The sequence below is a fragment of the Kitasatospora sp. NPDC051705 genome (assembly GCF_044453265.1).
Lineage (GTDB): Bacteria > Actinomycetota > Actinomycetes > Streptomycetales > Streptomycetaceae > Kitasatospora.
The window spans coordinates 212,219-236,695 of sequence record NZ_JBITCO010000003.1 but is presented as its reverse complement, the minus strand read 5'-3'; the positions used below and the strand labels follow the sequence as shown (position 1 = coordinate 236,695).

Genomic DNA, 24,477 nt, shown 5'->3' with positions numbered 1-24,477 from the left:
ACGGCCGTCCGCCCGCATTCGCCCGCCTTCCCCCGAACAGCCCCTCCCGAGGAGTCCCATGTCCCTGCCTCCGCCATGCCCGCGGCCGCGGGCCCGCCGACGGCTGTCCGCGGCCCTGGTGGTCTGCGCCGTCACCGCCGGCACCCTGATGAGCGCCGTCGGCCCGGCCGCCGCGCACGGTGAGCCCGCCGCCCCCGGGCAGAACGACCTCGCCCCGCACGTCGCCTCCCCCCGGGTGATGGCCGAGATGCGGGACGACGAGGTGGCCGCGCTCGGACCGGAGCACGCCGAGGAGCACGCCCGGGCCCGCGCGGCCATCCGCGGCATCGGCGATTACCCGCAGACCACCCGCACCAACCGCTACAACGCCCTGACGGCCTCCCAGGCGAGCACCAACGCCGGCTTCGACCCGGCGGTGTCCGGCGCGTTCAAGGAGTACTTCCCCTCCCCCGACTTCGGCGACCACGTCGCCCTGCTGCCGACCGGCAAGGTGCTGCTGTTCTCCTTCGAACGGATCGAGAGCAACCCGGAGAAGGAACCCGCCCCCACCCAGACCATCGGCCGGGAGAACGCCGGCCGGGCCTTCCTCTGGGACCCCGCCAAGGGCACCGGCACGGACGCCTTCAAGCAGGTCACCCCACCGATCGCCAACATGCCGGACGGCCTCGACCAGGAGCGCCCGGCACCGTTCTTCTGCTCCGGCCACTCCTTCCTCCCCAACGGCATGCTCGGCGTCTTCGGCGGGAACCTGGGCGGCAACGGCGGCACCGGCGCCAAGCTCTCCCTGGTCTTCGACCCGTGGACGGAGACCTGGACCCGCAACCCCGACATGTCCGTCGGCCGCTGGTACCCCTCGGTGGTCACCGGCGCCGACGGCCGGCAGCTGATCATGTCCGGCCAGTCCGAACTCGGCTACGGCACCCCGACCCCGGTGGTCGAACGCTTCCCCGCCAAGGGCTTCCCCGTCCCGCAGGGCCGGAACGACACCCCGCGGAACACCCCGGTGGACCGGTTCAAGGCGGACGCCCCGTTCAGCACCGACTACCCGCACCTCTTCTCGCTCAACGACGGCAACGTCTACGGCTTCGGGCGCCAGGCCAACGAGCAGTGGCGGTTCGACCCCGTCGCCGAGTCCCGCAGCGACCTCACCGCCCGCCCTGACGGCCGCCGGCGCAACTACGGATCCGCCGTCATGCTGCCCGGCGGCGTGAGCGGCCCGGACTCCGCGCTGGTCCTCGGCGGCGACCGCGACAACCCGAGCACCCTGCGCTTCTCCAACGGCAGTTGGACCGCCGAGAAGTCCCGCGCCTTCGGCCGCACCCAGGACGACACCCTGCTGCTGCCCAACGGCCGGCTGATGACCGTCAACGGCGCCTACGACATCCGCGACTACGGCAACGGCCCGTACAACCCGAACGCGGACCTCAAGTACCGCCAGGTCGAACTGCGCGACGACCAGGGCAACTGGAAGCTCGGCCCCGTCCAGCGGCTGCCGCGCGGCTACCACTCCAACGCCGTGGTCCTGCCCGACGGCCGCGTGATGGTCACCGGGGACGAGCTCCAGCAGCTCGCCAACAACCCCGACACCGCGGCCATCCCCAGCAGCATGAACGGCACCATCGAGATCTACGAGCCGGCCTACCTGCACCAGGGCGCCCGCCCCGCGCTGGACAACCCGCCCACCACGCCGGTCGGTTACGACAAGAGCTTCACCGTCACCAGCACCACCCCCGGCCAGGCCGTCAAGGCCGTGCTGCTGGCCCCGACCACCTCCACCCACTCGGTCAACACCAGCCAGCGCCACCTCGACCTGCGGATCACCAGCCGGGCCGGCAACCGTCTGCAGCTCCAGGCCCCGCCGGACGCCAAGGCCGCCCCGCCCGGCTGGTACATGCTCTTCCTCCTCAACGACCAGGGCGTGCCCAGCGTCGCGAAGTGGGTCCAGCTCAGCTCGACGGCCTGATCCCCCGGAATCCACCGAAAGGAACACCAGAACCATGGCAACGGATCTGAGACTGCGCGCGAGCGAGGAGATCCAGGGGGACATCCTGGCCGGCTTCAGGAAGGACAACGTCAGCGTCCTCTTCCTCAAGTTCGAGGACGCGGCCCGGGCCCGCGACTGGGTGCGCCGGCTCGTCCCGCAGATCTCCACCACGCGCGAGGTCGCCGAGTTCAACGAGGCCTTCAGCGAGGCCCGCAGGTCCTCCGGCGGGGACGACCCGAAGACGCTCAAGGCCACCTGGCTCGGCGTCAGCTTCACCTACGAGGGCCTGCGGATGCTCTCCACCACCGACCCGTTCCCGACGCCGCCGCCGGTCGGCAGCGGGCTGGAGGCCTTCCAGGAGGGCTCGGCCAGACGAGCCGGCGCCCTCGGCGACACCGGCGACAACTCCCCGGAGAACTGGCTCTTCGGCAACGGGCGGAACCAGCCGGTCCACGCGCTGCTGAAGATCTCCGCGGACACCGAGAGCGACCTGGTCACCGCGATCGAGGCGCAGCGCATCGCCGCCGCCGAGTGCCGGATCCTGATCGCCTACCAGCAGAACGCCAGGACGCTCCAGGGCAGTCGCCGGGGCAAGGAGCACTTCGGCTTCAAGGACGGCATCAGCGAGCCCGGCGTCCAGGGCTTCGACCGGCCCGACCCGGCCAGACCGCAGGAGGAGGACGGCCACCCCGGCACCCGGCTCATCCCGGCCGGCGAGTTCGTGTGCGGCGAGGACAACGACCCGTTCAGCTTCCCCAAGGACCAGTACCCCGCCTGGTGCCGCAACGGCTCCTTCCAGGTGGTCCGGCGGCTCGCCCAGGACGTCCCCGGCTGGTGGTCGCAGGTCTCGGTCAGACTCCGGGAGCTCAAGCAGGCCAAGGCCGTCCCGGAGAGCGCCACCGCCGAGTGGCTGGCCGCCCGGATGGTCGGGCGGTGGCGCTCCGGCGCGCCGGTCTGCAAGCACCAGGACCGGGACGTCCCGAACAACCCCGCCGCCGCCAACGACAACGACTTCGACTTCCGGGACGACCTGGAGGGCCTGGTCACCCCGCTCTGGTCGCACCTGCGCAAGACCAGCCCGCGCGCCGGACTGCAGGAGGCCCCGGACCAGCCGCCGCTCGACGCCGGGGTCCTCGACGGCCGGCGGATCATCCGCCGCGGCACGCCGTACGGGTCCCCGTTCGACCCGGCCTCGGAGGGCCCCGGCGGCCCCGACGACCCGCGCGGCCTGCTGTTCATCTGCTACCAGGCCGACATCCAGCGGCAGTTCGAGTTCATCCAGGCCGACTGGATGGACCAGCCGAACTTCCCGCCGAACCGGGACAGCGGCGGCGCCACCCCGGCGGGGCACGCCGGCCCGCGGCCGGTGCCCGGCAAGGACCCGGTCACCCAGGAGGCCCCCGAGGTCGACTTCGAGAGCCGGGGCCCGGACGGCCTCGTCGGGCACACCCCGGTGAGCTTCCAGCAGTTCGTCCAGACCACCGGGTCGGTGTACGCCTTCATGCCGTCCCTCAGCCTCCTCAGGGCGCTCGCCGACGGCCGGCTCACCCCCCAGGGCGGCACCCAGGGCGGCGGGCAGGGCGCGACCGGCGGGCAGGGCACGACCGGCGGCCAGGGCGGCACCCAGGAACAGGGCGGCGGGCAGGCGCAGCCCGCCCCGCAGCCGGTGAAGGCCTACCCCTGCGACGAGTTCCTCCCCGTCCCCGACCAGCAGCGCCGCGCCGGGCAGAGCCGGTACTGGGCGTTCCACGGCGACCGCTGCCGACTGATCTCGGTGGCCGACGGCTCCGCCCACACCGACCGCAAGGTCGAGGACGACACCTGGCTGGACACCTGGTCCTGCCTGCAGGGCGTCGGCCGGGTCGACTGCGTCCTGCCCATGGCCGACCTGCAGGACCCGGGCGGCACGAGCTGGTACTGGGTCTTCCACAGCACCAACGGCCGCCAGCAGTACCGGACCGTCACGATCACCTGCGACGGCGGCCGCTACACCACCCGGCAGGAGCGCCCGGACCGCGAACTCACCGCCTGGGGATCGCTCAGCGGCGTCGGGCAGGTGGACTGCTGGCTGCCCGTGCCGGACCAGCAGCGGGTCGGCGGCAAGAGCTGGTACTGGGTGTTCCACACCACCGGCGGCCGGCAGCAGTACCGGCTGTGCTCGATCGCCGACGGCTCCGCGCACACCGACGTCCGCGAGCGCACCGACCGCGAGCTCACCCAGTGGGGCTCGCTGACCGGCCTCACCCGGGTGGACTGCTTCCTGCCCGTGCCGGACTGTCAGCGGGTCGGCGGCCGGAGCGAGTTCTGGTGCTTCTCCGGCCAGGGCTACCGTCGGATCTCGGTCGCCGACGGCAGCGGCCACCCGGACCGGCTGGTCGCCGGCGACCGCTCCTGCGACGCCTGGTCCTCGCTGCTCTGACGCCACCGCGGCCGGTGCTCCCGGTGCGTTCCGCGCGCACCGGGAGCACGGTGTCGGTCCCCTGCCCTACGCTGCGGCCATGGTGACGTTCGACGAGTTCCGTGCGATGGCCCTGGGCCTGCCGGAGGCCGCGCAGGAGCCGACCTGGGACATCGAGACCCTGCGGGTGCGCGGCAGGATCTTCGCGATGGGCGCGCCGGGCGGCCTGGCGGTCACGGTCAAGGCCTCCCCCGAGGACCAGGCCGAACTGCTCGCCGCCGAGCCCGAGGTGTTCTCCGTCGCGCCGTACGTCGGCCGGCACGGCTGGGTGAGCGTCCGGCTGGACCGGGTCGACCGGGAGGAGCTGCACGACCTCGTCACCGAGGCCTGGCGGCGGACGGCACCCAAACGGCTGGTCCGCGAGTTCGACGCGTAGACGGCCCCCGGGCCACGCCCGGACGCCGCACCGACACTCCCGGTTCATGTGACCCATCCCACAGTTTGGCCGGGTCCGTCATACTCCTGTGACCTCTAGGCTTTGCCCAGGAAGTCAGCAGTGTTTGAGTCGCACCCTCCGGGCACCGCCCGAGAAACGGTGACGGGCCCCAAGGGAGTTGGTGCGGTGCGCAACCGTCGACGCTGGAAGCGGGTACTGATCGGGGCGTTCGCGGGTTGTGCCGTGCTCGCCGACGCCGGCGCCGCGGCCGCCCAGGCCGCCGCCTCCACCGAGCAGCTGGCGATCTCCACACCCCCGGCCGGCAGCGCCGCCTGGGTCCAGGACCACAGCTTCGGGCGCACCCTGCCCGACCCGGCCACCACCAGCCCGGCCGCCGCCGCCGACTTCTTCGCCTCGCTCGCCCCGACCGAGCTGGACCGGCTGATCAAGGACTACCCGCTGGTCGTCGGCAACTACGACGGCGCCCCGCTGGACCTGCGCTACCGCGCCAACCGGATCGCGCTGACCGCCGAACGGGACCGCGCCCGGGCCCGGGCCGCCGACCGGAAGCTCGACTCCGACACCCGCGACCTGGCCGTCTCCCGCGCCAACGACGTCGACCACCTGCTCGCCCCGGGCCGGCAGATCCTCGCCTTCGACCCGCGCGGCCGCGGTCTGGTCTCCGAAGTGTGGGGCGACCTCGCCGACGCCGAGCGGATCTCCGTCCTCGTCCCCGGTTCGGACGCCGACCTCGGCCACTTCGACCAGTCCGCCGAGCCGCTGCGCTCCCCGGCCGGCATGGCCCGCGCCCTGCACGCCGAGGAGCGGAGGCAGGCTCCGGACACCCGCACCGCGGTGATCGCCTGGACCGGCTACGTCACCCCCTCCGGCCTCGGCCCCGACGCCGTCACCTCCCGGCTGGCCGACGTCGGCGCGCCCCGGCTCCAGCGGCTGCTCGCCGGGCTCAAGGAGACCACCCGGCCGGACGCACCGCCGGCCCTGCTCTGCCACTCCTACGGATCCGTGGTCTGCGGCAACGCCGCCCCCGAGATCCCCCGCGCGGCCGCCTCGCCGTCCGACACCACCGGGGTCACCGACATGATGGTGTTCGGCAGCCCCGGCATGGGCGTGCAGAGCACCGGCGAACTGGGCACCGGTGTGCACGTCTGGGCCACCCGCAACCCCAGCGACTGGATCGGCAACGTCCCGTACCTGGAGGTCGGCGGGCTCGGCCACGGCGCCGACCCGACCGCGAGCGGCTTCGGCGCCGAGCAGATCTCCTCCGCCCGGGCGGCCGGCCACAACGGCTACTTCACCGAGGGCACCGACAGCCTGCACAACTTCGCGGCGATCTCGCTCGGCCACTACCAGGACGTCGTCCGCCCGAACACCGGCTCCTGACGCCCCGGGCCCGACCTCCTGGAACAACCCTCAGGGCGTGCCCTGGTCCTGGTAGAGGCGCAGCGCGTCGGCCGCCGCGCGGGCGAGTTCGCGCCGGGCGGCCGGCGGGGACAGCACCTCGGCGTCGGCGCCGAAGGCGAGCAGCGAGCGGACGGCCGCCGGCGAGGGGAAGGCCATCGCGACCTCCACCCACTCCTCGGCCGGCCCGGCGCCTGAGTCGGGCGAGGCGGTGACCCGGCCGCCGTGGATCCGGACGAACATGTCCAGGCGCCCGCGCCGCACCCGCACCCGCACCTGCAGCTCCTTGGGCAGCCGCTCCACCTGGTCGCGCAGCACCGCCCAGGCGTCCCCGAGCCCGATCCCGGGGCGGCGGCGCACCGGCTCCTCGGTGGTCCCGGCGAGCAGCACCCGGTCGGCCCGGAACAGCCGGGGCTCCCCGCGCAGGTCCGCCACCAGGTACCAGACCCCGGCCTTGCTCACCAGCCCGTACGGGTCGACGGTGTAGTCCACCGGCGCGGGCGTGCCGCTGTGGCGGTAGCGCAGCCGCAGCCGCCGGTCGGCGAACACCGCGTACTGCAGCTCGCCGAGCTCCGCCCCGCTCCGGGCCCCGGACTGCGCCCCCGCCGGGGTGCCCGGCTGGGCGCCGCCCGGGGGGCCGCTCTGCATCCAGCGCGCCGGGTCGACCAGGACGCGTTCGCTGATCCGCTCGGCGGCCGGGCGGTGCGGTGCCGGCAGCGCGGCCATCACCTTGCGCAGGGCCGAGCCGAGGGCGCCGTCGAGTCCGAGGTCGCTGTGCGCGCCCTGGGCGGAGAGCACGAACAGGGCCCGGGCCTCGTCCGCGGTCAGCCCGGTGACGTCGGTGCGGTAGCCGGGCAGCAGGCTGATGCCGCCGTGCCGGCCGCGTTCGGTGAACACCGGCACGCCCGCGGCGGAGAGCGACTCGACGTCGCGGTAGATGGTGCGGACGGACACCTCCAGCCGCTCGGCCAGTTCGGTGGCGGGCACCCGGCCGCGGGTCTGGAGCAGGAGCAGGATCGAGAGCAGGCGGTCGGCCTTCATGGCAGCAGAATCCCAGAAAACCTGACGGCGGTTGTCAGGTTTTACTGGGAGATTGCCGTCCGAGCCCGAAAGACCGCCCGACACCAGGGAGCTGATTCCACGTGACCTCCGTCCAGGACGCCCGCCCGCAGTACCTGCTCGCCCTCGGCCAGCTGGAGAAGCTGTTCGCCGAGATCACCCCGGACGCCCTCGACCGGCCCACCCCGTGCACCGACTTCACGCTGCGGCAGCTGCTGGGCCACGTGGTCGGCGGCGTCCACCGCTTCGCGTACATGGGCGAGGGCGGCCGGGCCGAGGACGTCGTCGCGGCCACCGGGGACCTGCCCGACGACGCCTGGCCGGCCGCCCTGGAACGGGCCCGCGACCGCGCCGCCGCGGCCTGGGCGGACGACGCCAAGCTGGACCGCCCGACCCACGCGCCCTGGGGCGTGGTGCCCGGCGCGATCGCGGTCGGCGGCTACCTGATGGAGGCGGTCGGCCACACCTGGGACATCGCCCGGGCGCTCGGCTCCGCCCAGCCGCTGGACGACGCCCTGTCGCACGCCGCGCTGGCCGTCGCCGGGGCCGTCCTGCCCGCCGGACACCGCGGCGGTGCCGTGCCGTTCGACGAGGTCCGGCCGGTCGCCGAGGACGCCGACGTGCACACCCGGCTGGCCGCCTGGCTGGGCCGCGAGGTGTGAGCTGGCGCGGACGCCCGGGGAGGGGGAGCGGCACCGGCGGCCGTTCCCCCCGGGGCGCCGGCTACTCCCGCCCGACCTGGGTGAACCGCATGTCCGGGTAGCGGTCCCCGGCGACCGCGCCCGCCACCGGCTCCAGCCGGTCCAGCTCCTCCGCGGTGAGCCGCAGCACGGCGGCCGCGGTGTTCTCGGCGAGCCGGCTCCGCTTGCGGGTGCCGGGGATCGGGACGACGGTGAGCCCGTGCACCTCGGCCCGCTGGTGCACCCAGGCCAGCGCGACCTGGGCGAGGCTCGCCCCGCGGTCCGCCGCGATCTCCCGCAGCGGTGCCAGCAGTTCGGTGTTGGCCGCCGCGTTGGCCCCGGTGAAGCGCGGCTGGGTGCGCCGGAAGTCGTCGGCCGCGAGCTCCTCGGCGGCCTGGAAGGCCCCGGTGAGGAACCCCCGGCCGAGCGGCGAGTACGGGACGAAGGCGACGCCCAGTTCGGCCGCGGCCGGCACCACCGTGCGCTCGACGTCCCGGGCGAACACCGACCACTCGGACTGCAGCGCGGCGATCGGGTGGACGGCGTGGGCCTCGCGCAGCTCGGTGCCGGTCACCTCGGACAGCCCGAGGTGGCGCACCTTGCCGGCCGCCACCAGCTCGGCCATCGCGCCGACCGAGTCGGCCAGCGGCACGGCCGGGTCGCGGCGGTGCATGTAGTAGAGGTCGATCTCGTCCACGCCGAGGCGGCGCAGCGAGGCGTCCACGGCGGAGCGGATGTAGGCGGGGTCGTTGCAGATGCCGCGGTAGCCCGGGTCCTCCTGCCTGCGGACGAGCGCGAACTTGGTGGCGAGCACCACCCGTTCCCGGTTGGCGCGGACGAAGGGGCCGATCAGCTCCTCGTTGTGGCCGGAGCCGTAGGCGTCGGCGGTGTCGAACAGGGTGACGCCGGCCGCCAGGGCCGCGTCCAGGGTGGCGAGCGACTCGGTCCGGTCGCTCGGGCCGTAGAACTCGCTCATGCCCATGCAGCCGAGGCCCTGGACCCCCACGAGGGGGCCGTCGGCGCCGAGTCGGGCGGTGGGGAGGGCGGTGGGGAGGGCGGGGTCGGTCATGCGCTCTGCTCTTCCTCTGCTCGGTGGTGCTGGCACTGGACCGGGGCGTCGCCGCTGTCGGCGATCTTCCCGGCGTAGAGGTCGATCTTGTAGTCGAGGACGGCGAGGGTGGCCTGGAGGTCGGCGATCCGCTGCCGCACCTCCTCGCGCTGGTCGACGAGCAGCTGCCGGCGCCCCTCGTAGGTCTCCTCGCCGCGGCGGGCCATGTCGACGTACCGGAGCATGTCCGCCACCGGCATCCCGGTCAGCCGCAGCCTGCCCAGGAAGGCCAGTCGGTGCAGGTCCGCGTCGCAGTAGCGGCGCTGGCCGCTGGCGGAGCGGTCGACCGGGTCGAGCAGGCCGATCCGCTCGTACCAGCGCAGGGTGTGCGCGGTGAGGCCGCTGGCCGCGGAGACCTCGCTGATGGTGTGCCGCGGGGTCCGGTCCGGATCGCCGACCGGGCGGCTGAACACCTCGGTGCAGCTGCGCAGGTCGAGCGGGACGGCGGCGAGCACGGCCATGATCGGTTACCCCCTGTGGTGTGCGGTGACGACGACGCTAGCGAGTTGGAGTGCACTCCAAGCAAGCCCGTCGGCCGGGTGCTCCCGCCACCGGTTTTCCGCGCTTCGTTAGAGTCGGGCGCATGGAGAGCTTGCGGATGATCGAGAACTGGCCGGTGCCCCACGCCGCGGCGGCGGTGGTCAGGGGGTCGGACGGTGCCGTGCTGGGCGCGCACGGTCCGCAGCAGCACCTGTTCCCGCTGGCCTCGGTGACCAAGCCGCTCACCGCGTACGCCGCGCTGGTCGCCGTCGAGGAGGGGGTCTTCGAGCTGGACGACCCGGCCGGCCCGCCCGGGTCGACCGTCCGCCACCTGCTCGCGCACACCTCCGGCCTGGCCTTCGACGAGGACCGGGTGTTCGCCGCGCCCGGCGACCGCCGGCTGTACTCCAACGCGGGCTTCGACGCGCTGGCCCGGGCGCTGTCCGAGGCCGCCGGGATCGAGTTCTCCCGGTACGCCGCCGAGGCGGTGTTCCAGCCACTGGGCATGCACGACACCCTGCTCAACACCGCGCACAGGTCCCCGGCCGGGGCGGGCGGCCTGTCCACGGTCGCCGACCTGGTCCGCTTCGCCGCCGAGCTGCAGTCCCCCAAGCTGCTGGACCCGTCGACCGTCCGGCGGGCCACCCGCGAGGTCGCCTTCCCGGGGACCAGCGGCGTGCTGCCCGGCTACGGCCACCGCCGCCCGAACGACTGGGGCCTGGGCTTCGAGATCCGCGACGGCAAGTCCCCGCACTGGACGGGCACCGCCAACTCGCCCGGCACCTTCGGCCACTTCGGCCAGTCCGGGACGTTCCTGTGGGTCGACCCGGAGGCCGGCGTGGCCTGCGTCGCGCTCACCGACCGGGACTTCGGCCCGTGGGCCGCCGAGGTCTGGCCGGCCCTCTCGGACGCCGTGCTGGCCGAGCTCCGCTAGCCGGACCCCGGGGAGCCGGCCGGCGGCGGGTCAGCCGTACGAGACCGGCGAGTGCATCTCCCAGAGCAGCAGTTCGGCGCCGTCCTCGCCGGCCGTCGGGTCGGCGAAGGCGTCCCCGGTGATCCGCACGCTGTCGCCCGGGGCCATCGAGCGCCCGCCGCCCTTCGGCCCGGGGACCGTCCGGTAGCCGAGCGAGCCGGCCGTCAGGTGCGCGTAGCGCCAGGCGGCCCCGGGCAGCGGGGGCAACGGCTGCCACGGTCCGGCCTTCGCCAGCCAGAGCGCGGCGTCACCGCGGCGCAGCCGCAGCGCCTCCGTCCCGGCGTCGCGGGCCAGCCCGGAGGCGAGCAGCGTCAACCCGCCGTCCGCGGGTTTCACCCTGCGCAGCCCGTACACCGGGGGCGCGTCGAACACGTCCGGCTGGAGCCACATCTGGACGAACCGCACCGGGCCGTCGGCACCGCCGACGTTGCGCTCGGTGTGGGTGACCCCGGAGCCCGCGCCGAGGTGCTGGATCATGCCGGGGCGGACCACGCCGCCGTGGCCCTGCGAGTCCCGGTGCGCCAGCGCCCCCTCCAGCACCCAGGTGAGGATCTCGGTGTCCCGGTGCTTGTGCTCGTCGAAGCCTGCGCCCGGGGCGAGGAGCTCCTCGTTGCACGCGAGCAGCGCGCCGAAGTGGGTGTTGCGCGGGTCGTAGTGACCGGAGAAGGAGAACGCGTGTCGGGTCTCGACGCCCTCGGCCGGGGTGGAGAGGTAGCGCTCGGCGGTGCGGCGCAGGTCGGCTCGGGGGCGGGCGGCGGCGTCGGTCACGGGCCCCACCGTAGCGCGCTTCCCGGCTCGCCCCCGGGGCCTGTGCACGAGCAGTCACTCACGTGAGGCAGTCTTGTCCCTGTGCCAGCCGCATCCGCGAACTCCAAGAGCGAACCCAGCCCCGAGCCCGGGACGACCGGGACGAGTCCGGCTCCCCGGGCCGTGCGCGACCGTCCCGGCCGGGCGGCGCCGCGCCTGACCGCGCAGGAGCGCAGAAACGCCGCCGAACGCGCCGAGCGCCGTGCCGCGACGCTGAAGCGGCTGGAGAAGTCCTCGGGCAAGCTGGCCACCGCCGCGATCTCGCGGATGGACGACCAGCTCGGCTGGTACCGGCGGATGCCGCCGGAGCACCGCTCCTGGATCGGCCTGGTCGCCCAGGCCGGCATCGCCGCCTTCACCGAGTGGTACCGCCACCCGGACACCGCGCAGGCGATCTCCACCGACGTCTTCGGCACCGCCCCGCGCGAGCTGACCAGGGCGATCACGCTGCGCCAGACCGTCGAGCTGATCCGCACCACGATCGAGGTGATGGAGGAGGCCATCGAGGAGGTGGCCGCCCCCGGCGACGAGGCGGACATGCGCGAGTCCGTGCTGGTCTACGCCCGGGAGATCGCCTTCGCCACCGCGCAGGTGTACGCCCAGGCGGCCGAGGCCCGCGGCGCCTGGGACGCCCGGCTGGAGGCGCTGGTGGTCAACTCGCTGCTGTCCGGCGACGCCGACGAGGGCGTGCTGTCCCGGGCGGCCGCACTGGGCTGGGGCCAGCCCAGCCAGGTCCGGGTGGTGATGGGCAGCGCCCCGGACGGCGACAGCGAGCTGGTGGTCGAGGCGATCCGCCGGGCCGCCCGCTACGCCAAGCTGCACGTGCTGACCGGTGTGCTCGGCAAGCGGCTGGTGGTGGTGGTGGGTGGCGACAAGGAGCCGGTGCACGCCGCCCGGGCGCTGATCGGCCAGTTCGCGCCGGGCCCGGTGGTGGTCGGCCCGACCGTGCCGGACCTGCTCTCGGCCACCCGTTCGGCGCACGCCGCGGCGGCCGGGCTGCGCGCCTGCGCCGCCTGGCCGGACGCCCCCCGACCGGTCCTGGCCGACGACCTGCTGCCCGAGCGGGCGCTGGCCGGTGACCAGGCCGCCCGCCGCCAACTGGTGGAGGAGATCTACACACCACTGGACGAAGCCGGCTCGGCGCTGCTGGAGACGCTGAGCGTCTACCTGGAGCAGGCCTCCTCCCTGGAGGGCGCGGCCCGGATGCTCTTCGTCCACCCCAACACGGTGCGCTACCGGCTACGACGTGTGACCGACGTCACGGGGTACGCCCCCTCCGACGTACGTTCGGCGTTCACGCTGCGGATCGCACTCGCCCTCGGCCGGCTGACCGCCGCCGGGGAGCCGAGTTGAGCCGAATGTAGGGAACTTACAATCCCGGATGGTTTTCTTCGTTACCGTCGCCTACCCGCCCCTGGGCGCCTGGCGAGAGAGGGTTGAACCGTGCTCGTAATCGTCGCCCCTGGACAGGGTGCCCAGACCCCCGGTTTCCTCAGCCCCTGGCTGGAGCTCGACGGTGTCGCCGACCGCCTGCGCGGCTGGTCGGAGGTCGCCGGGCTCGACCTGGTGCACGCCGGTACCGAGGCCTCCGCCGAGGAGATCAAGGACACCGCCGTCGCCCAGCCGCTGCTGGTCGCCGCCGGTCTCATGACCGCCCGGGAGCTGTTCCCGGACGAGGACGTCGCCCGCAAGCTGGTCGGCGCCGTGGCCGGCCACAGCGTCGGCGAGATCACCGCCGCCGCCGGCGCCGGTGTGCTGAGCGCGCACGACGCGCTGGCCTTCGTCCGCGAGCGCGGCCAGGCCATGGCCGCGGCCGCCGCCGTCACCGAGACCGGCATGATCGCCGTGCTCGGCGGCGACCAGGAGGTCGTGGCGGCGAAGCTCGCCGAGCACGGCCTGACCGCGGCCAACAACAACGGTGGCGGCCAGATCGTCGCGGCCGGCACGCTGGCCCAGCTGGAGGCGCTGCGGGCGGACCCGCCGGTCGGCGCCAAGCTGGTGGCCCTCAAGGTCGCCGGCGCCTTCCACACCGAGCACATGGCCCCGGGTGTCGAGCGGCTGGCCGCACTGGCCCCGACGCTGACCGTCGCCGACCCGCAGGTCCGCTACGTGTCCAACCGGGACGGCGGGGTCGTGGACTCCGGCGCCGAGGTGCTCGACCGCCTGGTGTCGCAGGTCTCCAACCCGGTCCGCTGGGACCTCTGCATGGAGACCCTGGGCCGCCTGGGCGCGACCGCCGTCATCGAGCTGTCCCCCGCGGGCACGCTCACCGGACTGGTCAAGCGCAACCTCAAGGGTGTGGCGACGCTTGCCCTCAAGACCCCCGCCGACCTGGACAAGGCCCGCGCGCTCGTCGCGGAGCACGGCGGTCAGGAGCAGGAGACCCAGGCATGAGCAAGCCGCAGATCCGTCCCACCGTGGGTGCGCAGTTCTCGCGCATCCTCGGGGTGGGCGGCTACCGCCCGGTGCGGGTGATCCCCAACGCCGAGGTGCTGGAGTGGATCGACTCCTCGGACGAGTGGATCCGCACCCGCAGCGGGATCGCCGAGCGCCGCTGGGCGGGCCCGGAGGAGACCGTCGCCGAGATGTCGGTGCAGGCCGCCGGCAAGGCCATCGCGCAGGCCGGGATCTCCCCCGACCAGATCGGCGGCGTGATCGTCGCGACCGTCTCGCACCTCAAGCAGACCCCGGCGATCGCCACCGAGATCGCCGAGCGGCTCGGCTGCGGCACCGCCCCGGCCTTCGACATCTCGGCCGCCTGCGCCGGCTTCGGCTACGGCCTGGGCCTGGCCGACGGCATGATCCGCGGCGGCAGCGCCGAGTACGTGCTGGTGGTCGGCGTCGAGCGGCTCAGCGACCTGACCGACCAGTCGGACCGCTCGACCGCGTTCATCTTCGGCGACGGCGCCGGCGCCGCGATCGTCGGCCCCTCCGACACCCCCGGCATCGGCAAGGTGATCTGGGGCTCGGACGGCTCGCAGTCGGACGTCATCTCGCAGACCCACGCCTGGGACACCGCCTTCGCCAAGCCCGACGCCGTCAACGGCGCGGGCGAGGAGACCAAGTGGCCGGCCCTGCGGATGGAGGGCCAGACGGTCTTCCGCTGGGCGGTCTGGGAGATGGCCAAGGTGGCCCAGCAGGCGCTGGACGCCGCCGGGATCACCGCCGACCAGCTCGGCGCCTTCATCCCGCACCAGGCCAACATGCGCATCACCGACGCCATGATCAAGGCGCTCAAGCTGCCCGACTCGGTGCCGGTCGCCCGCGACATCTCGGAGACCGGCAACACCTCCGCCGCCTCCATCCCGTTGGCGATGGAGCGCATGCTGGAGAGCGGCGAGGCCCGCAGCGGCGACCTCGCCCTGATCATCGGGTTCGGGGCGGGTCTCGTGTACGCCGCCGCAGTCGTTACGCTCCCCTAGGCGCGTTTCGCCCCAGTCATCCGCAAGCCTGTGTCCGGCCGCCGGTCGGACGCGTTCAACACCGAAGAGGAGCAGCCAGTATGGCTACCAAGGACGAGGTTCTGGAAGGTCTCGCCGAGATCGTCAACGAGATCGCCGGTATCCCGACCGAGGACGTCGAGCTCGAGAAGTCCTTCACGGACGACCTGGACGTCGACTCGCTGTCCATGGTCGAGGTCGTCGTGGCCGCTGAGGAGCGCTTCGACGTCAAGATCCCGGACGACGAGGTCAAGAACCTGAAGACCGTCGGCGACGCCGTGGACTACATCCTCGCCAACGCCTGATCGATCGACACGCTCGATCCGTCCAGCCCGTCCGGCGTTCCCCACGCCTCGGGCGGCTGACCCGTCGACCGGCTCACCGAGCCGGACCGACCAACCGGCCGGGACGCCCCACCGGGCGCCCGGCCGGGCCCTTCCTCGGCTCGCCGCCGACCCCCGCACAACGTGAGAGAAGAAGATCCAGTGACCGCTGAAAACCGTACCGTGGTCGTCACGGGTATCGGCGCCTTCACGCCGCTGGGCGGCGACGCCGCCACCACCTGGGAGAACCTGGTCGCCGGGCGCTCCGGAGTGGCGGCCCTGACCGAGGAGTGGGCCGAGGACCTGCCCGTCAAGATCGCCGCGCGCACCGCCGTCGAGCCCGGCGAGATCCTCCCCCGCCCGCTGGCCCGCAAGCTGGACCGCTCGGCGCAGTTCGCGCTGATCGCCGCCCGCGAGGCCTGGGCCGACGCCGGCTACGAGACCCCGGCCACCGACGAGTCCTCCAAGCTCGCCCCCGAGCGCCTGGGCGCCGTCATCGCGTCCGGCATCGGCGGCGTGACCACCCTGCTCGACCAGTACGACGTGCTGAAGGAGAAGGGCTCCCGCAAGGTCTCCCCGCACACCGTCCCGATGCTGATGCCCAACTCCCCGGCGGCCAACGTCGGCCTGGAGGTCGGCGCCCGCGCGGGTGTGCACACCCCCGTCTCCGCCTGCGCCTCCGGCGCCGAGGCGATCGGCTACGCGATCGAGATGATCCGCACCGGCCGCGCCGACGTCGTGGTGGCCGGCGGAACCGAGGCCGCGATCCACCCGCTGCCGATCGCCGCGTTCGCCAACATGATGGCGATGTCCAAGAACAACGACGACCCGCAGCGCGCCTCCCGCCCGTACGACAAGGGCCGCGACGGCTTCGTGCTGGGCGAGGGCGCCGGCGTGGTCGTGCTGGAGTCGGTCGAGCACGCCGAGGCGCGCGGCGCCCGGATCTACTGCGAGGCCGTGGGCCAGGGCCTGTCCTCGGACGCCCACCACATCGCCCAGCCCGAGCCGACCGGTGCGGGCGTGGCCCGCGCACTGGCCGACCTGTTCGAGCGCAACACCCTGGACAAGGCCGAGATCGTGCACGTCAACGCGCACGCCACCTCGACCCCGCAGGGTGACACCGCCGAGCTGAAGGCGCTGCGCAAGGAGCTCGGCGACGACCTCGACCACATCGCCGTCTCGGCCACCAAGTCGATGACCGGCCACCTGCTGGGCGGCGCCGGCGGCATCGAGACCGTCGCCACCGTGCTGGCCCTGCACCACCGCCTCGCCCCGCCGACCATCAACGTCGACGAGCTGGACGACGACGTGGACGCGGACATCGTGCGCGACGAGCCGCGCAAGCTGCCCGAGGGCCGGATCGCGGCGCTGAACAACTCGTTCGGCTTCGGCGGCCACAACGTGGTGCTGGCCTTCCGCACCCGCTGACCGCCCCGAACGGAAGGGGCCGGCGCTCACGGAGAGCGCCGGCCCCTTCCGCCGTTCCCGGGGTCAGACCACCTGGTGCAGCCAGCGCACCGGGGCGCCCTCGCCCGCGTAGCGGAAGGGCTCCAGTTCGTCGTCCCAGGGCTTGCCCAGCAGCCGGGAGATCTCGGCCTCCAGGTCGGCCCCCTCGCTGCGGGAGCGCAGCAGGACGGCCCGCAGCCGGTCCTCGGGGATGAGGATGTCGCCGTGGATGCCCGTGACGGCGTGGAAGATGCCGAGCGAGGGCGTGCTGCTGTACCGCTCGCCCTCCGCCGTGGCGCAGGGCTCGCTGGTGACCTCGTACCGCATCAGCTGCCAGCCGCGCAGTGCGGAGGCGAGCTTCGAGGCCGTGCCGGGCTCCCCCTGCCAGGAGAGCTCGGCGCGCCAGTGTCCGGGTGCGGCCGGCTGGCGGATCCAGTCCAGGCTCACCCGCACACCGAGCACTCCCGCGACGGCCCACTCGACGTGCGGGCACAGCGCGCGGGGCGCGGAGTGGATGTAGAGAACTCCACGTGTCGTCACCGGGACCTCCAGGCTGTGGACGAGGGTCGCCTTCCCCAGCTGCCTCGTGCCTGCAGTTGATCCACAGTTACCCACGTTTGCCGACATTAAGCCACTAAATTGAGCAAAACGGACAGGCTTTCGCTCAATGCTAGTCGAATCCCCAATGAGGTCTACCCCTCGGCCGGATCTCTCCCCCGAACGGCCCCATCGCCGGGCGGGACCACCGTACCGCGCCGCCCCGCACCGTGGATGACGCACTTTCGGATCCGGCCGGAATGCGGTAGTGCGGCCGGATCCCCCGCGCCCGTACGCAAACCGCCCCGCGGGCCCGACCGGGGCGCGCGGGGCGGTTCGAGGAGCTGACGGCCGGTCAGCCCTCCAGGCGGACCACCATCTTGCCGGTGTTGACGCCGCCGAGCAGGCCGAGGAAGGCGTCCACGGTGCTGTCGATGCCCTGGGTCACCGTCTCGCGGTACTTGAGCTCACCCGAGCGCACCCACGCCGCGACCTCCTCGACGAACCTCGGCTGGAGGTCGTAGTGGTCGCCGACGAGCAGCCCCTCCATGCGGAAGCGCTTGGCGATGATCTGTGCGAGGTTGCGCGGGGCCGGGGTGGGCTCGGTGGCGTTGTACTGCGAGATCATGCCGCACACCGCGATGCGGCCGTGCAGGTTCATCACCTCGATGGCCGCCTCCAGGTGCTCGCCGCCCACGTTGTCGAAGTAGACGTCGATGCCGTCGGGGGCCGCCGCCCGGAGCTGCTCGGCGACCGGGCCGTTCTTGTAGTTGAACGCGGCGTCGAAGCCGTACTCCTCCAGGAGGAGCTTGACCTTGTCGTCCGAGCCCGCGGAGCCGATCACCCGCGCCGCGCCCTTCAGCTTGGCGATCTGGCCGACGATGCCGCCCACCGCGCCGGCCGCGCCGGAGACGAACACCACGTCGCCGGCCTTGACCTCGGCGATCCGGGTGAGCCCCGCGTAGGCGGTCAGGCCGGGCATGCCCAGCACGCCCAGGTACGTCGAGAGCGGCGCGGCGTCCGGGTCCACCTTGACGGCGGTGGCGGCGGCGAAGGTCGCGTACTCGCGCCAGCCGTAGTAGTGCAGCACGTAGTCGCCCTCGGCGAAGCCGTCCGCCTGCGAGGCGACGACCCGGCCGACCGCGCCGCCCAGCATCGGCTCGCCCAGCGCGTACGGCTCCGCGTAGGACTTGGCCGCCGACATCCTGCCGCGCATGTACGGGTCGACCGAGAGGTAGAGGTTGCGGACCAGGACCTCGCCCGGGCCCGGGGTCCGGACCGGCGCCTCGACCAGGGCGAAGTCGGTCGGCTGCGGCCAGCCCTGCGGGCGGGCGGCGAGGTGCCATTCACGGGCGGTGGCGGGTGCGGCCTGCTCTGCCATGGGGGGCTCCTTGTGTTCCGGTACCTGAAAGGTTGAGCTACTGAAGTAACGATGGACATGAAAGGTTCATGTTGTCAACTTTTCAGGTAGACTCTGGGGCATGGACACCCAGCCGCCCCGGTCCGCCGCGCCGCAGTCCGACGAGATCACCCGCGAGGTCGTCGACCTGATGGCCAACCTGGTCGCGCTGTTCCACCGCGAGTACGAGGAGGCGGCCGCCGCCCGCTCGCTCACCGGCGCCCAGGCCAAGGTGCTCGCCCTGCTGCGCCGCGGCCCCATGCCGATGCGCCAGATCGCCCAGACGCTCAGCTGCGAGCCGTCCAACATCACCGGCATCGTCGACCGGCTCGAGGCGCGCGGCTTCGTCACCCGCGAGGCCGACCGGCAGGACCGCCGGGTCAAGCTGGTCGCCGCCACCGGCACCGGCGCCGCCGCCTCCGAGGAGCTGCGGGAGTCGCTGAACTTCGCCCGGGAGCCGCTGGCCGCCCTCGGCGACGACGAGCGGACCGTCCTGCGCGACCTCCTGCGCCGGATGCTCACCGGCGCCGCCGGCCCCGGGGCGTGAGCAGCATCACAGGCTCCCCGCGGGATCCGCACCCCGCTCGGAGGTAACCGAACCGTCCCTCGAAACGTCTAACGTTCGAACATCGAACGCGAGAGACGCAAAGACGGGGGGCACGCGGAAGATGGGCAGCAGCACGCGCAGGCGCCGCTACGTGCGGACCGCCATCGGCCTGGCGGCCGTCCTGGTGCTGTCCGTCGTGGGGGCCGGGGCCTGGTTCTACCACCGGCTGGACAGCAACATCACCACCTTCGACGCGGGCGGCGTCGCCACCGAGCGCCCGCCGGCACCCGTCCCGACCACCCCCGGCGCCTCGGTGCCGGTGAACATCCTGGTGCTCGGCTCGGACACCCGCGAGGACGGCAACAGCGCGATCGGGGGCGGAGAGGAGGGCGTCGGCCACTCCGACACCGCGATGGTGGTGCACGTCTACGCCGACCACAAGCACGCCGTCGGCGTCTCCATACCCCGGGACACCCTCGTCACCGTGCCCTCCTGCAAGCTGCCGAGCGGCAGGTGGACATCACCCCGCACCAACCAGATGTTCAACTCGGCCTTCACCGTCGGCGAGTTCCCCAAGGGAAACCCGGCCTGCACCCAGAACACCGTCGAGACGCTCACCGGCCTGCGGATCGACCACACCATCGTGGTCGACTTCAAGGGCGCGGCCGCGATGACCGAGGCCATCAACGGGGTGGACGTCTGCGTCCCCAACGACGTCGACTCGCACGGCATCCACCTCAGGAAGGGCATGCAGAAGCTCTCCGGGCAGCCCGCGGTGGACTACCTGCGGGCGCGCTACGGCTTCGGCGACAACTCCGACATCGGGCGGATGAAGCGCCAGCAGGCCTTCGTCTCGTCCATGATCAGGAAGGTCCAGAACCAGGGCTTCTCGCTGCCCACCCTGCTCCCGCTGGCGGACGCGGCCACCCGCTCGCTCACCGTGGACGAGGGACTGGGCACCGCGATGAAGCTGGTGGACTTCGCCCGCTCGCTGCAGGACATCAAACTCTCCGACATCACCTTCGTGACCGCGCCCTGGCGCTTCGCCGGCGACCGCGTCCAGCTGGTGCAGCCCGACGCCGACACGCTGTGGCGGCTGATGCGCGAGGACCGCACCCTGGACGGCCGGGGCACCGCCGGCACCGGCACCCCGGCCCCCTCCCCCACCGTCCCCGGGCCCGACGGCTCCTCCGCGCCGGCCGCCCCGAGCGGACCGCTCGCGCCCGAGCAGGCCGCCGCACCGGTGGTCGTGGTCAACGGCGTCGGCACCTCCGGACTGTCCACCTCCGGCGCCGAGGCGCTGCGGGCCAGGGGCTTCAAGAACGTCGCCCCCGGCAAGCCCACCGGCGGCCGGCTGCAGACCGAGATCGCCTACGACCCCGCCCTCAAGGCCGCCGCCGACCAGGTGGCCGCGCTCTTCCCGGGCTCGCGCACCGTCGAGGACCCGGGCTCCGAGGCGATCACCGTCACCCTGGGCCGGGACTACCGGCCGGTGCCCTCGACCGGGCTGGACTCGGTGGGCGCCGACCCGGCCCCGGCGACGGACGCCGCGGGCGGCTCGCCGAGCCCCTCCCCGGGCGCCACCGCGAGCGGATCACCGGGCGCCACCCCGGGCGCCACCGCGAGCGGCTCGCCCGGCGGCACGCCCGGTGGGGTCCCCACCGGCATAGCGGAGAACTCCCGCGGCGCCGACACCGACCCCTGCGCGGACCTCACCTTCGGCTGACGGCACCGGCCGTGGACCCCGCGGCCGGGTGGCGGGCCGGTTCGGCTCGGGCCCGGTCAGACCGGGTCCGGCACCCCGGTGACCACGGCCGTCAGCCGGGTGCCCCGGGGGAAGGCGCCGGCGGCGGCCAGCCCGGCCAGCGCCGCCAGCAGCTTGGCCACGTAGCGGCGCTCCAGCGGCACGCCGTGCCGGCGCTCGAACCGCCGGGCGAAGGCCTCCAGTTCGGCCGGGACCTTGCCGTAGCCGCCGCCGTGGTGCCCGTGGTCGATCCGCCAGTTGTCGAACTCCCGGCCGCGGGCGGCCCGGTGCAGCCGGGTGACCTCGGCCTCCAGGTAGCCCTCGCCGCCGCGCAGCACGGCCACCCCGAGGGCCCGGGCGCCCGGCGGCAGACCGGCCGCGACGCCGGCCAGGGTGCCGCCGGTGCCGACCGGGCAGCAGACCACGTCGCGCTCGCCGAGGTCGGGCAGTTCGGCCGGGATCGCCGCCGCGCCCGTCACCGCGAGGGCGTTGGAGCCGCCCTCCGGGAGCACCAGGCCGGGGCCCCAGCGCCACTGCGGCCCGGCCGCGGCACCGCCGTCGCCGGCCGCCGCCCGGCCGGTGGCCTCCCGGTACTCGGTGCGGGTGAGGAACTCCAGCCGCATGCCGTCCCGCTCGGCCGCCCGCAGCGACCAGTTGCGCGGCCGGTCGGCCAGCTCCTCGCCGCGGACCAGCCCGACGCTCTCCAGCCCGAGCGCCGCGGCCGCCGCCGCGACCGCCCTCAGATGGGTGGAGTACGCCCCGCCGAAGGTCAGCAGCCGGGTGTGGCCCTGCTCCACGGCGGCCGTCAGGTTGGGCGCCAGCTTGCGCCACTTGTTGCCCGGGACGGCGGGGTGCAGCAGGTCGTCCCGCTTGAGGCGCAGCTCCACCCCGGCCCGGGCGAGCGCCTCGTCGGTGCAGTCCACCAGCGGGGTCGGCAGCAGGGCGGGTTCGAGCATCAGGCCAGCTTACGGGCGGCGGGTCGGGGTGAGCAGGCCCAGGTTGTAGGCGGCGGCGACGGCCGAGGCGCGGTCCTTGACGTCGAGCTTGGCGTAGACGTGGATCAGGTGGGTCTTCACGGTGGCCTCGCTGATGAACAGCCGGGCCGCCGCCTCCCGGTTGGTGGATCCGGCGGCGACCAGCTCCAGCACCTCCAGCTCGCGCGGGCTGAGCGCCTCCTGGACCGGCGCGCGGACCTGGCCGAGCAGCTTGGCGGCGACGGTCGGCGCGATCACCGAGGCGCCGCGGGCGGCCTCCCGGACGGCGTGGAAGAGGTCCTCCCGGGCGGCGTCCTTCAGCAGGTAGCCGGTGGCGCCGGCCCGGACGGCCGGGAGCACGTCGGCGTCGGTGTCGTAGGTGGTGAGCACCAGGACCCGCCCGGGCAGGCCGCGTTCGGCCATCTCGCGGATCGCGGTGACGCCGTCCATCCGCGGCATCCGCAGGTCCATCAGCACCACGTCGGGCCGCAGTGCGGCGACCAGCACCAGCGCCTCGGCGCCGTCGCCGGCCTCGCCGACCACCTCGAAGCCGGGGGCGGCGGTGAACATGCCGCGCAGCCCGTCCCGGACCACCGGGTGGTCGTCCACCAGCAGCAGTCTGATCGTCGTCTCGTCGCTCACGGTCCTACTCCTCCACACTGATCGCCGGCAGGGTCGCGGACACCGTCGTCCCGGCGCCGGGTTCGGTCTCCAGGTCCAGCCGCCCGGCCAGCCGCTGCACCCGGCGGCGCATCACGTCCAGCCCGTAGCCGCCGCCGGTGGCCCGGGAGGGCGGCTCGGCCGCCGGGTCGAAGCCGACGCCGTCGTCCCGGACGTCCAGGGTCACCAGCCCGGGCATGTAGGAGAGGGTCAGCCCGACCCGCGAGGCCCGCGCGTACTTGGCGGCGTTGGCCAGCGACTCCTGGGCGATCCGCAGCAGGGTCACCTCGACCTCGGGGTGCAGCGGGCGGGCCTCGCCGGTGACGGTCAGCGCGGCGGTGGCGCTGTTGCGCTCCCGCCACTGCTCGACCAGTTCGGCGAGCGCCTCCGGCAGGGCGGCCCGCTCCAGTTCGAGCGGGCGCAGCGCGTGGACGGCCCGGCGGGCCTGGGTGAGGCTCTCCCGGGCGAGGGCCACCGCGTTGGCCAGGTGCCGGTCGGCGTCCGCCGCGCTCGCCTGCCGCGCCTGGTCGGCGGCCTGGAGCTGGGTGACGATGCCGGCCAGGCCCTGGGCCACGGTGTCGTGCATCTCCTGGGCGAAGCGGCGGCGCTCGTCGGCGGCCCCGGCCTCACGGGCCTGGACCAGCAGCTGGGCGTGCAGTCCGGCGTTCTCGGCGAGCATCTCGGTCAGCCGCCGGTTGGCCTCGGCGAGTTCGGCGTTGGCCTGCTTGCGGTGGCGGCTCAGCCGGTCGGCGACCTCGCTGAGCGCGAGGAGCACCCCGACGACCGCCAGGTTGAAGGCCAGGACGGTCAGGAACCCGCCGACCTGCCCCGGGGTCGTCGGCAGCACCCCGCCGGTCTGGGCGAGCGTGGTGGGGACGGCGGCCACCGCCGTGCCCACCACCCGGGCCCGTCCGTGCAGGTACTGCGCGGCGTGCAGGTAGGAGCTGAAGGCGAAGAAGCCGTAGATCGGGTTGTCCAGCACCAGGACGGTGGTCACCGCCAGCAGCCCGACGAAGTGGGCGCCGGCGTGGCGCGCCCGGCCGTACGGGCGGGGGGTGCGGTCCAGGGCCGAGCGCAGCAGCAGCCAGAGCAGGGCGAGGAGCGCGACCGGCAGGGTGACCCGGACGGACCGCGCGGTCGGCACCGGGACCAGCAGGACGAGGGTGGTGGCGATCAGCAGTCCCACGTAGCCGAGCAGCCCGGCAGCGCGGTCCAGCCGCTCCTGCCAGGCGCCGAGCGCACTCTCGTCCACCGGGTCGGTCTTGATCACTCCCACCGGAACAGCCTGGCAGCCGCGGCGCCCGCGAGCAGGGCGTACGCCGCGAGTGTGAGCAGGCCCACGGCGTGCGGGAAGTGGCCGGCCCAGGAGTCCTGCAGGGCCTGCACCGCGGCCCCGCTGGGGGTGAAGTCGCCGATCCGGTTGACCACGGCGGGCGCGAACTCGCGGGGCAGCCAGATCCCGGAGAAGAACATCATCGGGAAGAAGGCCAGCGCGCCGACCGCGTTGCCGGCCTTCGCCGAGGGGACGACCGAGGCGAGCAGCAGGCCGACCGAGAGCATCGCGGCGGCGGCGAGCAGGAAGGCCAGCACGAACCCCAGCGGCTGGCGCGGCAGCGCCACCCCGAGGACCGGCCCGACCGCCATCACCAGCAGCAGTGCGACGGTGGCGATGCCCAGGTAGAGCGGCAGCAGCGCCCCGAACAGCAGTGCCGGGCGCACCGGGCTGGCGGACATCCGGCGCAGCACGCCGCGTTCGCGGTAGGCGGCGAGCAGCGAGGGCAGGGCGTTGAGGCCGAGCAGCATCAGGCTGAACACGGCCAGGATCGGCGCGTACAGCTGGATGGTGCTCATCCCGTGCATGTCCGGCGAGGCCTTGCGCATGGACGGGATCGAGCCGAGGACGCCCAGCAGGACGACCGGGAAGAGCAGGCCGAAGAAGGCGGTCAGCGGGTCGCGCAGGAAGAGCCGGGTCTCGGCGACGGCCAGGCGGCGTACGGCGTGGACGGTGTGGTTCACGGTGGTGGGTCCCCTCGGGTCGGGTGGCGGCTGGTCGGGTGGCGGCT

General features: G+C 73.9%; 23 protein-coding genes. 13 read left to right on the top strand and 10 right to left on the bottom strand.

Annotated elements, in window-relative coordinates; translation table 11 throughout:
- Nucleotides 1-58: 58 nt before the first annotated feature.
- The 4 genes from ACIA8Q_RS05960 to ACIA8Q_RS05945 all read left to right on the top strand — a co-directional run bounded on the left by ACIA8Q_RS05960 (nucleotide 59) and on the right by ACIA8Q_RS05945 (nucleotide 6,219).
- Nucleotides 59-1,963: a galactose oxidase-like domain-containing protein gene (locus tag ACIA8Q_RS05960; protein WP_396316809.1), complete on the top strand. Its 1,905-nt coding sequence runs from the start codon at nucleotides 59-61 to the stop codon at nucleotides 1,961-1,963.
- 34 nt (nucleotides 1,964-1,997) lie between these two features.
- Nucleotides 1,998-4,403 carry a Dyp-type peroxidase gene (locus ACIA8Q_RS05955; protein WP_360210029.1) on the top strand — a complete coding sequence of 802 codons (2,406 nt, stop codon included), beginning with the start codon at nucleotides 1,998-2,000 and terminating at the stop codon, nucleotides 4,401-4,403.
- 79 nt (nucleotides 4,404-4,482) lie between these two features.
- Nucleotides 4,483-4,818: an MmcQ/YjbR family DNA-binding protein gene (locus ACIA8Q_RS05950; protein WP_360210031.1), complete on the top strand. Its 336-nt coding sequence runs from the start codon at nucleotides 4,483-4,485 to the stop codon at nucleotides 4,816-4,818.
- 186 nt (nucleotides 4,819-5,004) lie between these two features.
- Nucleotides 5,005-6,219 (top strand): alpha/beta hydrolase, encoded by a 1,215-nt coding sequence (locus ACIA8Q_RS05945; protein WP_387898003.1) that lies wholly within the window; start codon nucleotides 5,005-5,007, stop codon nucleotides 6,217-6,219.
- 30 nt (nucleotides 6,220-6,249) lie between these two features.
- On the opposite strand, the gene ACIA8Q_RS05940 is transcribed toward ACIA8Q_RS05945, so the two are convergent.
- Complete coding sequence (locus tag ACIA8Q_RS05940; protein ID WP_396316808.1) at nucleotides 6,250-7,278, bottom strand: helix-turn-helix transcriptional regulator; 1,029 nt, start codon at nucleotides 7,276-7,278, stop codon at nucleotides 6,250-6,252.
- A gap of 101 nt (nucleotides 7,279-7,379) precedes the next feature.
- Between ACIA8Q_RS05940 and ACIA8Q_RS05935 the strand changes: the two genes are divergently transcribed.
- Nucleotides 7,380-7,958, top strand: coding sequence for a TIGR03086 family metal-binding protein (locus tag ACIA8Q_RS05935; protein WP_360210037.1), 579 nt, complete (start codon nucleotides 7,380-7,382; stop codon nucleotides 7,956-7,958).
- 61 nt (nucleotides 7,959-8,019) lie between these two features.
- Here ACIA8Q_RS05935 and ACIA8Q_RS05930 read toward each other — a convergent pair whose 3' ends face one another.
- Both ACIA8Q_RS05930 and ACIA8Q_RS05925 read right to left on the bottom strand, forming a co-directional pair.
- A complete protein-coding gene (locus ACIA8Q_RS05930) occupies nucleotides 8,020-9,045 on the bottom strand; it encodes an aldo/keto reductase (protein ID WP_360210039.1) in 1,026 nt (341 codons plus the stop codon).
- Complete coding sequence (locus ACIA8Q_RS05925) at nucleotides 9,042-9,545, bottom strand: MerR family transcriptional regulator (RefSeq protein WP_360210041.1); 504 nt, start codon at nucleotides 9,543-9,545, stop codon at nucleotides 9,042-9,044. Before ACIA8Q_RS05925 ends, ACIA8Q_RS05930 begins: the two co-directional genes overlap by 4 nt.
- A gap of 122 nt (nucleotides 9,546-9,667) precedes the next feature.
- Between ACIA8Q_RS05925 and ACIA8Q_RS05920 the strand changes: the two genes are divergently transcribed.
- Complete coding sequence (locus tag ACIA8Q_RS05920; protein ID WP_360210043.1) at nucleotides 9,668-10,498, top strand: serine hydrolase domain-containing protein; 831 nt, start codon at nucleotides 9,668-9,670, stop codon at nucleotides 10,496-10,498.
- Nucleotides 10,499-10,528: 30 nt separating this feature from the next.
- Here the strand turns inward: ACIA8Q_RS05920 and ACIA8Q_RS05915 are convergent, their stop codons facing one another.
- Nucleotides 10,529-11,305 carry a pirin family protein gene (locus ACIA8Q_RS05915; protein WP_360210045.1) on the bottom strand — a complete coding sequence of 259 codons (777 nt, stop codon included), beginning with the start codon at nucleotides 11,303-11,305 and terminating at the stop codon, nucleotides 10,529-10,531.
- A 195-nt stretch (nucleotides 11,306-11,500) separates the two neighbouring features.
- Here ACIA8Q_RS05915 and ACIA8Q_RS05910 point away from each other — a divergent pair, with 195 nt between their 5' ends.
- The 5 genes from ACIA8Q_RS05910 (at nucleotide 11,501) to fabF (ending at nucleotide 16,535) form a co-directional block, all read left to right on the top strand.
- Complete coding sequence (locus ACIA8Q_RS05910; protein ID WP_360210207.1) at nucleotides 11,501-12,697, top strand: helix-turn-helix domain-containing protein; 1,197 nt, start codon at nucleotides 11,501-11,503, stop codon at nucleotides 12,695-12,697.
- Between the two features lie 90 nt (nucleotides 12,698-12,787).
- A complete protein-coding gene (locus ACIA8Q_RS05905; RefSeq protein ID WP_360210047.1) occupies nucleotides 12,788-13,738 on the top strand; it encodes an ACP S-malonyltransferase in 951 nt (316 codons plus the stop codon).
- On the top strand, nucleotides 13,735-14,766 hold the full coding sequence (locus ACIA8Q_RS05900) for a beta-ketoacyl-ACP synthase III (protein WP_360210049.1): 1,032 nt from the start codon (nucleotides 13,735-13,737) through the stop codon (nucleotides 14,764-14,766). Before ACIA8Q_RS05905 ends, ACIA8Q_RS05900 begins: the two co-directional genes overlap by 4 nt.
- Nucleotides 14,767-14,846: 80 nt before the next feature.
- Nucleotides 14,847-15,089, top strand: coding sequence for an acyl carrier protein (locus ACIA8Q_RS05895; protein WP_360210051.1), 243 nt, complete (start codon nucleotides 14,847-14,849; stop codon nucleotides 15,087-15,089).
- A gap of 180 nt (nucleotides 15,090-15,269) precedes the next feature.
- Nucleotides 15,270-16,535 carry a beta-ketoacyl-ACP synthase II gene (gene fabF, locus ACIA8Q_RS05890; protein ID WP_360210053.1) on the top strand — a complete coding sequence of 422 codons (1,266 nt, stop codon included), beginning with the start codon at nucleotides 15,270-15,272 and terminating at the stop codon, nucleotides 16,533-16,535.
- 63 nt (nucleotides 16,536-16,598) lie between these two features.
- Here fabF and ACIA8Q_RS05885 read toward each other — a convergent pair whose 3' ends face one another.
- On the bottom strand, nucleotides 16,599-17,093 hold the full coding sequence (locus ACIA8Q_RS05885; RefSeq protein ID WP_360210055.1) for a DUF3145 domain-containing protein: 495 nt from the start codon (nucleotides 17,091-17,093) through the stop codon (nucleotides 16,599-16,601).
- Between the two features lie 352 nt (nucleotides 17,094-17,445).
- A complete protein-coding gene (locus ACIA8Q_RS05880; RefSeq protein WP_360210057.1) occupies nucleotides 17,446-18,471 on the bottom strand; it encodes an NADP-dependent oxidoreductase in 1,026 nt (341 codons plus the stop codon).
- Nucleotides 18,472-18,571: 100 nt separating this feature from the next.
- Between ACIA8Q_RS05880 and ACIA8Q_RS05875 the strand changes: the two genes are divergently transcribed.
- A complete protein-coding gene (locus tag ACIA8Q_RS05875; protein WP_360210059.1) occupies nucleotides 18,572-19,036 on the top strand; it encodes a MarR family transcriptional regulator in 465 nt (154 codons plus the stop codon).
- 121 nt (nucleotides 19,037-19,157) lie between these two features.
- Complete coding sequence (locus ACIA8Q_RS05870) at nucleotides 19,158-20,762, top strand: LCP family protein (RefSeq protein WP_360210061.1); 1,605 nt, start codon at nucleotides 19,158-19,160, stop codon at nucleotides 20,760-20,762.
- 56 nt (nucleotides 20,763-20,818) lie between these two features.
- Here the strand turns inward: ACIA8Q_RS05870 and ACIA8Q_RS05865 are convergent, their stop codons facing one another.
- The 4 genes from ACIA8Q_RS05865 to ACIA8Q_RS05850 are packed head-to-tail and all read right to left on the bottom strand — an operon-like array spanning nucleotide 20,819 to nucleotide 24,430.
- Nucleotides 20,819-21,736, bottom strand: coding sequence for a pyridoxal-phosphate dependent enzyme (locus tag ACIA8Q_RS05865; protein ID WP_360210063.1), 918 nt, complete (start codon nucleotides 21,734-21,736; stop codon nucleotides 20,819-20,821).
- Between the two features lie 9 nt (nucleotides 21,737-21,745).
- Nucleotides 21,746-22,396 (bottom strand): response regulator, encoded by a 651-nt coding sequence (locus tag ACIA8Q_RS05860; RefSeq protein WP_396316807.1) that lies wholly within the window; start codon nucleotides 22,394-22,396, stop codon nucleotides 21,746-21,748.
- Nucleotides 22,397-22,400: 4 nt separating this feature from the next.
- Nucleotides 22,401-23,690, bottom strand: coding sequence for a sensor histidine kinase (locus ACIA8Q_RS05855; RefSeq protein ID WP_396316806.1), 1,290 nt, complete (start codon nucleotides 23,688-23,690; stop codon nucleotides 22,401-22,403).
- Nucleotides 23,681-24,430 carry an ABC transporter permease gene (locus ACIA8Q_RS05850; RefSeq protein WP_360210069.1) on the bottom strand — a complete coding sequence of 250 codons (750 nt, stop codon included), beginning with the start codon at nucleotides 24,428-24,430 and terminating at the stop codon, nucleotides 23,681-23,683. The genes ACIA8Q_RS05855 and ACIA8Q_RS05850 overlap by 10 nt, the downstream gene beginning before the upstream one ends.
- Nucleotides 24,431-24,477: the final 47 nt, after the last annotated feature.

Bases quoted from the DNA above. Each gene is read 5' to 3' on its own strand.
- ACIA8Q_RS05950 (WP_360210031.1), top strand. From the start codon at position 4,483: ATGGTGACGTTCGACGAGTTCCGTGCGATGGCCCTGGGCCTGCCGGAG.
- ACIA8Q_RS05880 (WP_360210057.1), bottom strand. From the start codon at position 18,471: ATGGCAGAGCAGGCCGCACCCGCCACCGCCCGTGAATGGCACCTCGCC.
- ACIA8Q_RS05875 (WP_360210059.1), top strand. From the start codon at position 18,572: ATGGACACCCAGCCGCCCCGGTCCGCCGCGCCGCAGTCCGACGAGATC.
- ACIA8Q_RS05955 (WP_360210029.1), top strand. From the start codon at position 1,998: ATGGCAACGGATCTGAGACTGCGCGCGAGCGAGGAGATCCAGGGGGAC.
- ACIA8Q_RS05930 (WP_360210039.1), bottom strand. From the start codon at position 9,045: ATGACCGACCCCGCCCTCCCCACCGCCCTCCCCACCGCCCGACTCGGC.
- ACIA8Q_RS05960 (WP_396316809.1), top strand. From the start codon at position 59: ATGTCCCTGCCTCCGCCATGCCCGCGGCCGCGGGCCCGCCGACGGCTG.
- ACIA8Q_RS05925 (WP_360210041.1), bottom strand. From the start codon at position 9,545: ATGGCCGTGCTCGCCGCCGTCCCGCTCGACCTGCGCAGCTGCACCGAG.
- ACIA8Q_RS05870 (WP_360210061.1), top strand. From the start codon at position 19,158: ATGGGCAGCAGCACGCGCAGGCGCCGCTACGTGCGGACCGCCATCGGC.
- ACIA8Q_RS05920 (WP_360210043.1), top strand. From the start codon at position 9,668: ATGGAGAGCTTGCGGATGATCGAGAACTGGCCGGTGCCCCACGCCGCG.
- ACIA8Q_RS05865 (WP_360210063.1), bottom strand. From the start codon at position 21,736: ATGCTCGAACCCGCCCTGCTGCCGACCCCGCTGGTGGACTGCACCGAC.
- ACIA8Q_RS05895 (WP_360210051.1), top strand. From the start codon at position 14,847: ATGGCTACCAAGGACGAGGTTCTGGAAGGTCTCGCCGAGATCGTCAAC.
- ACIA8Q_RS05940 (WP_396316808.1), bottom strand. From the start codon at position 7,278: ATGAAGGCCGACCGCCTGCTCTCGATCCTGCTCCTGCTCCAGACCCGC.
- ACIA8Q_RS05900 (WP_360210049.1), top strand. From the start codon at position 13,735: ATGAGCAAGCCGCAGATCCGTCCCACCGTGGGTGCGCAGTTCTCGCGC.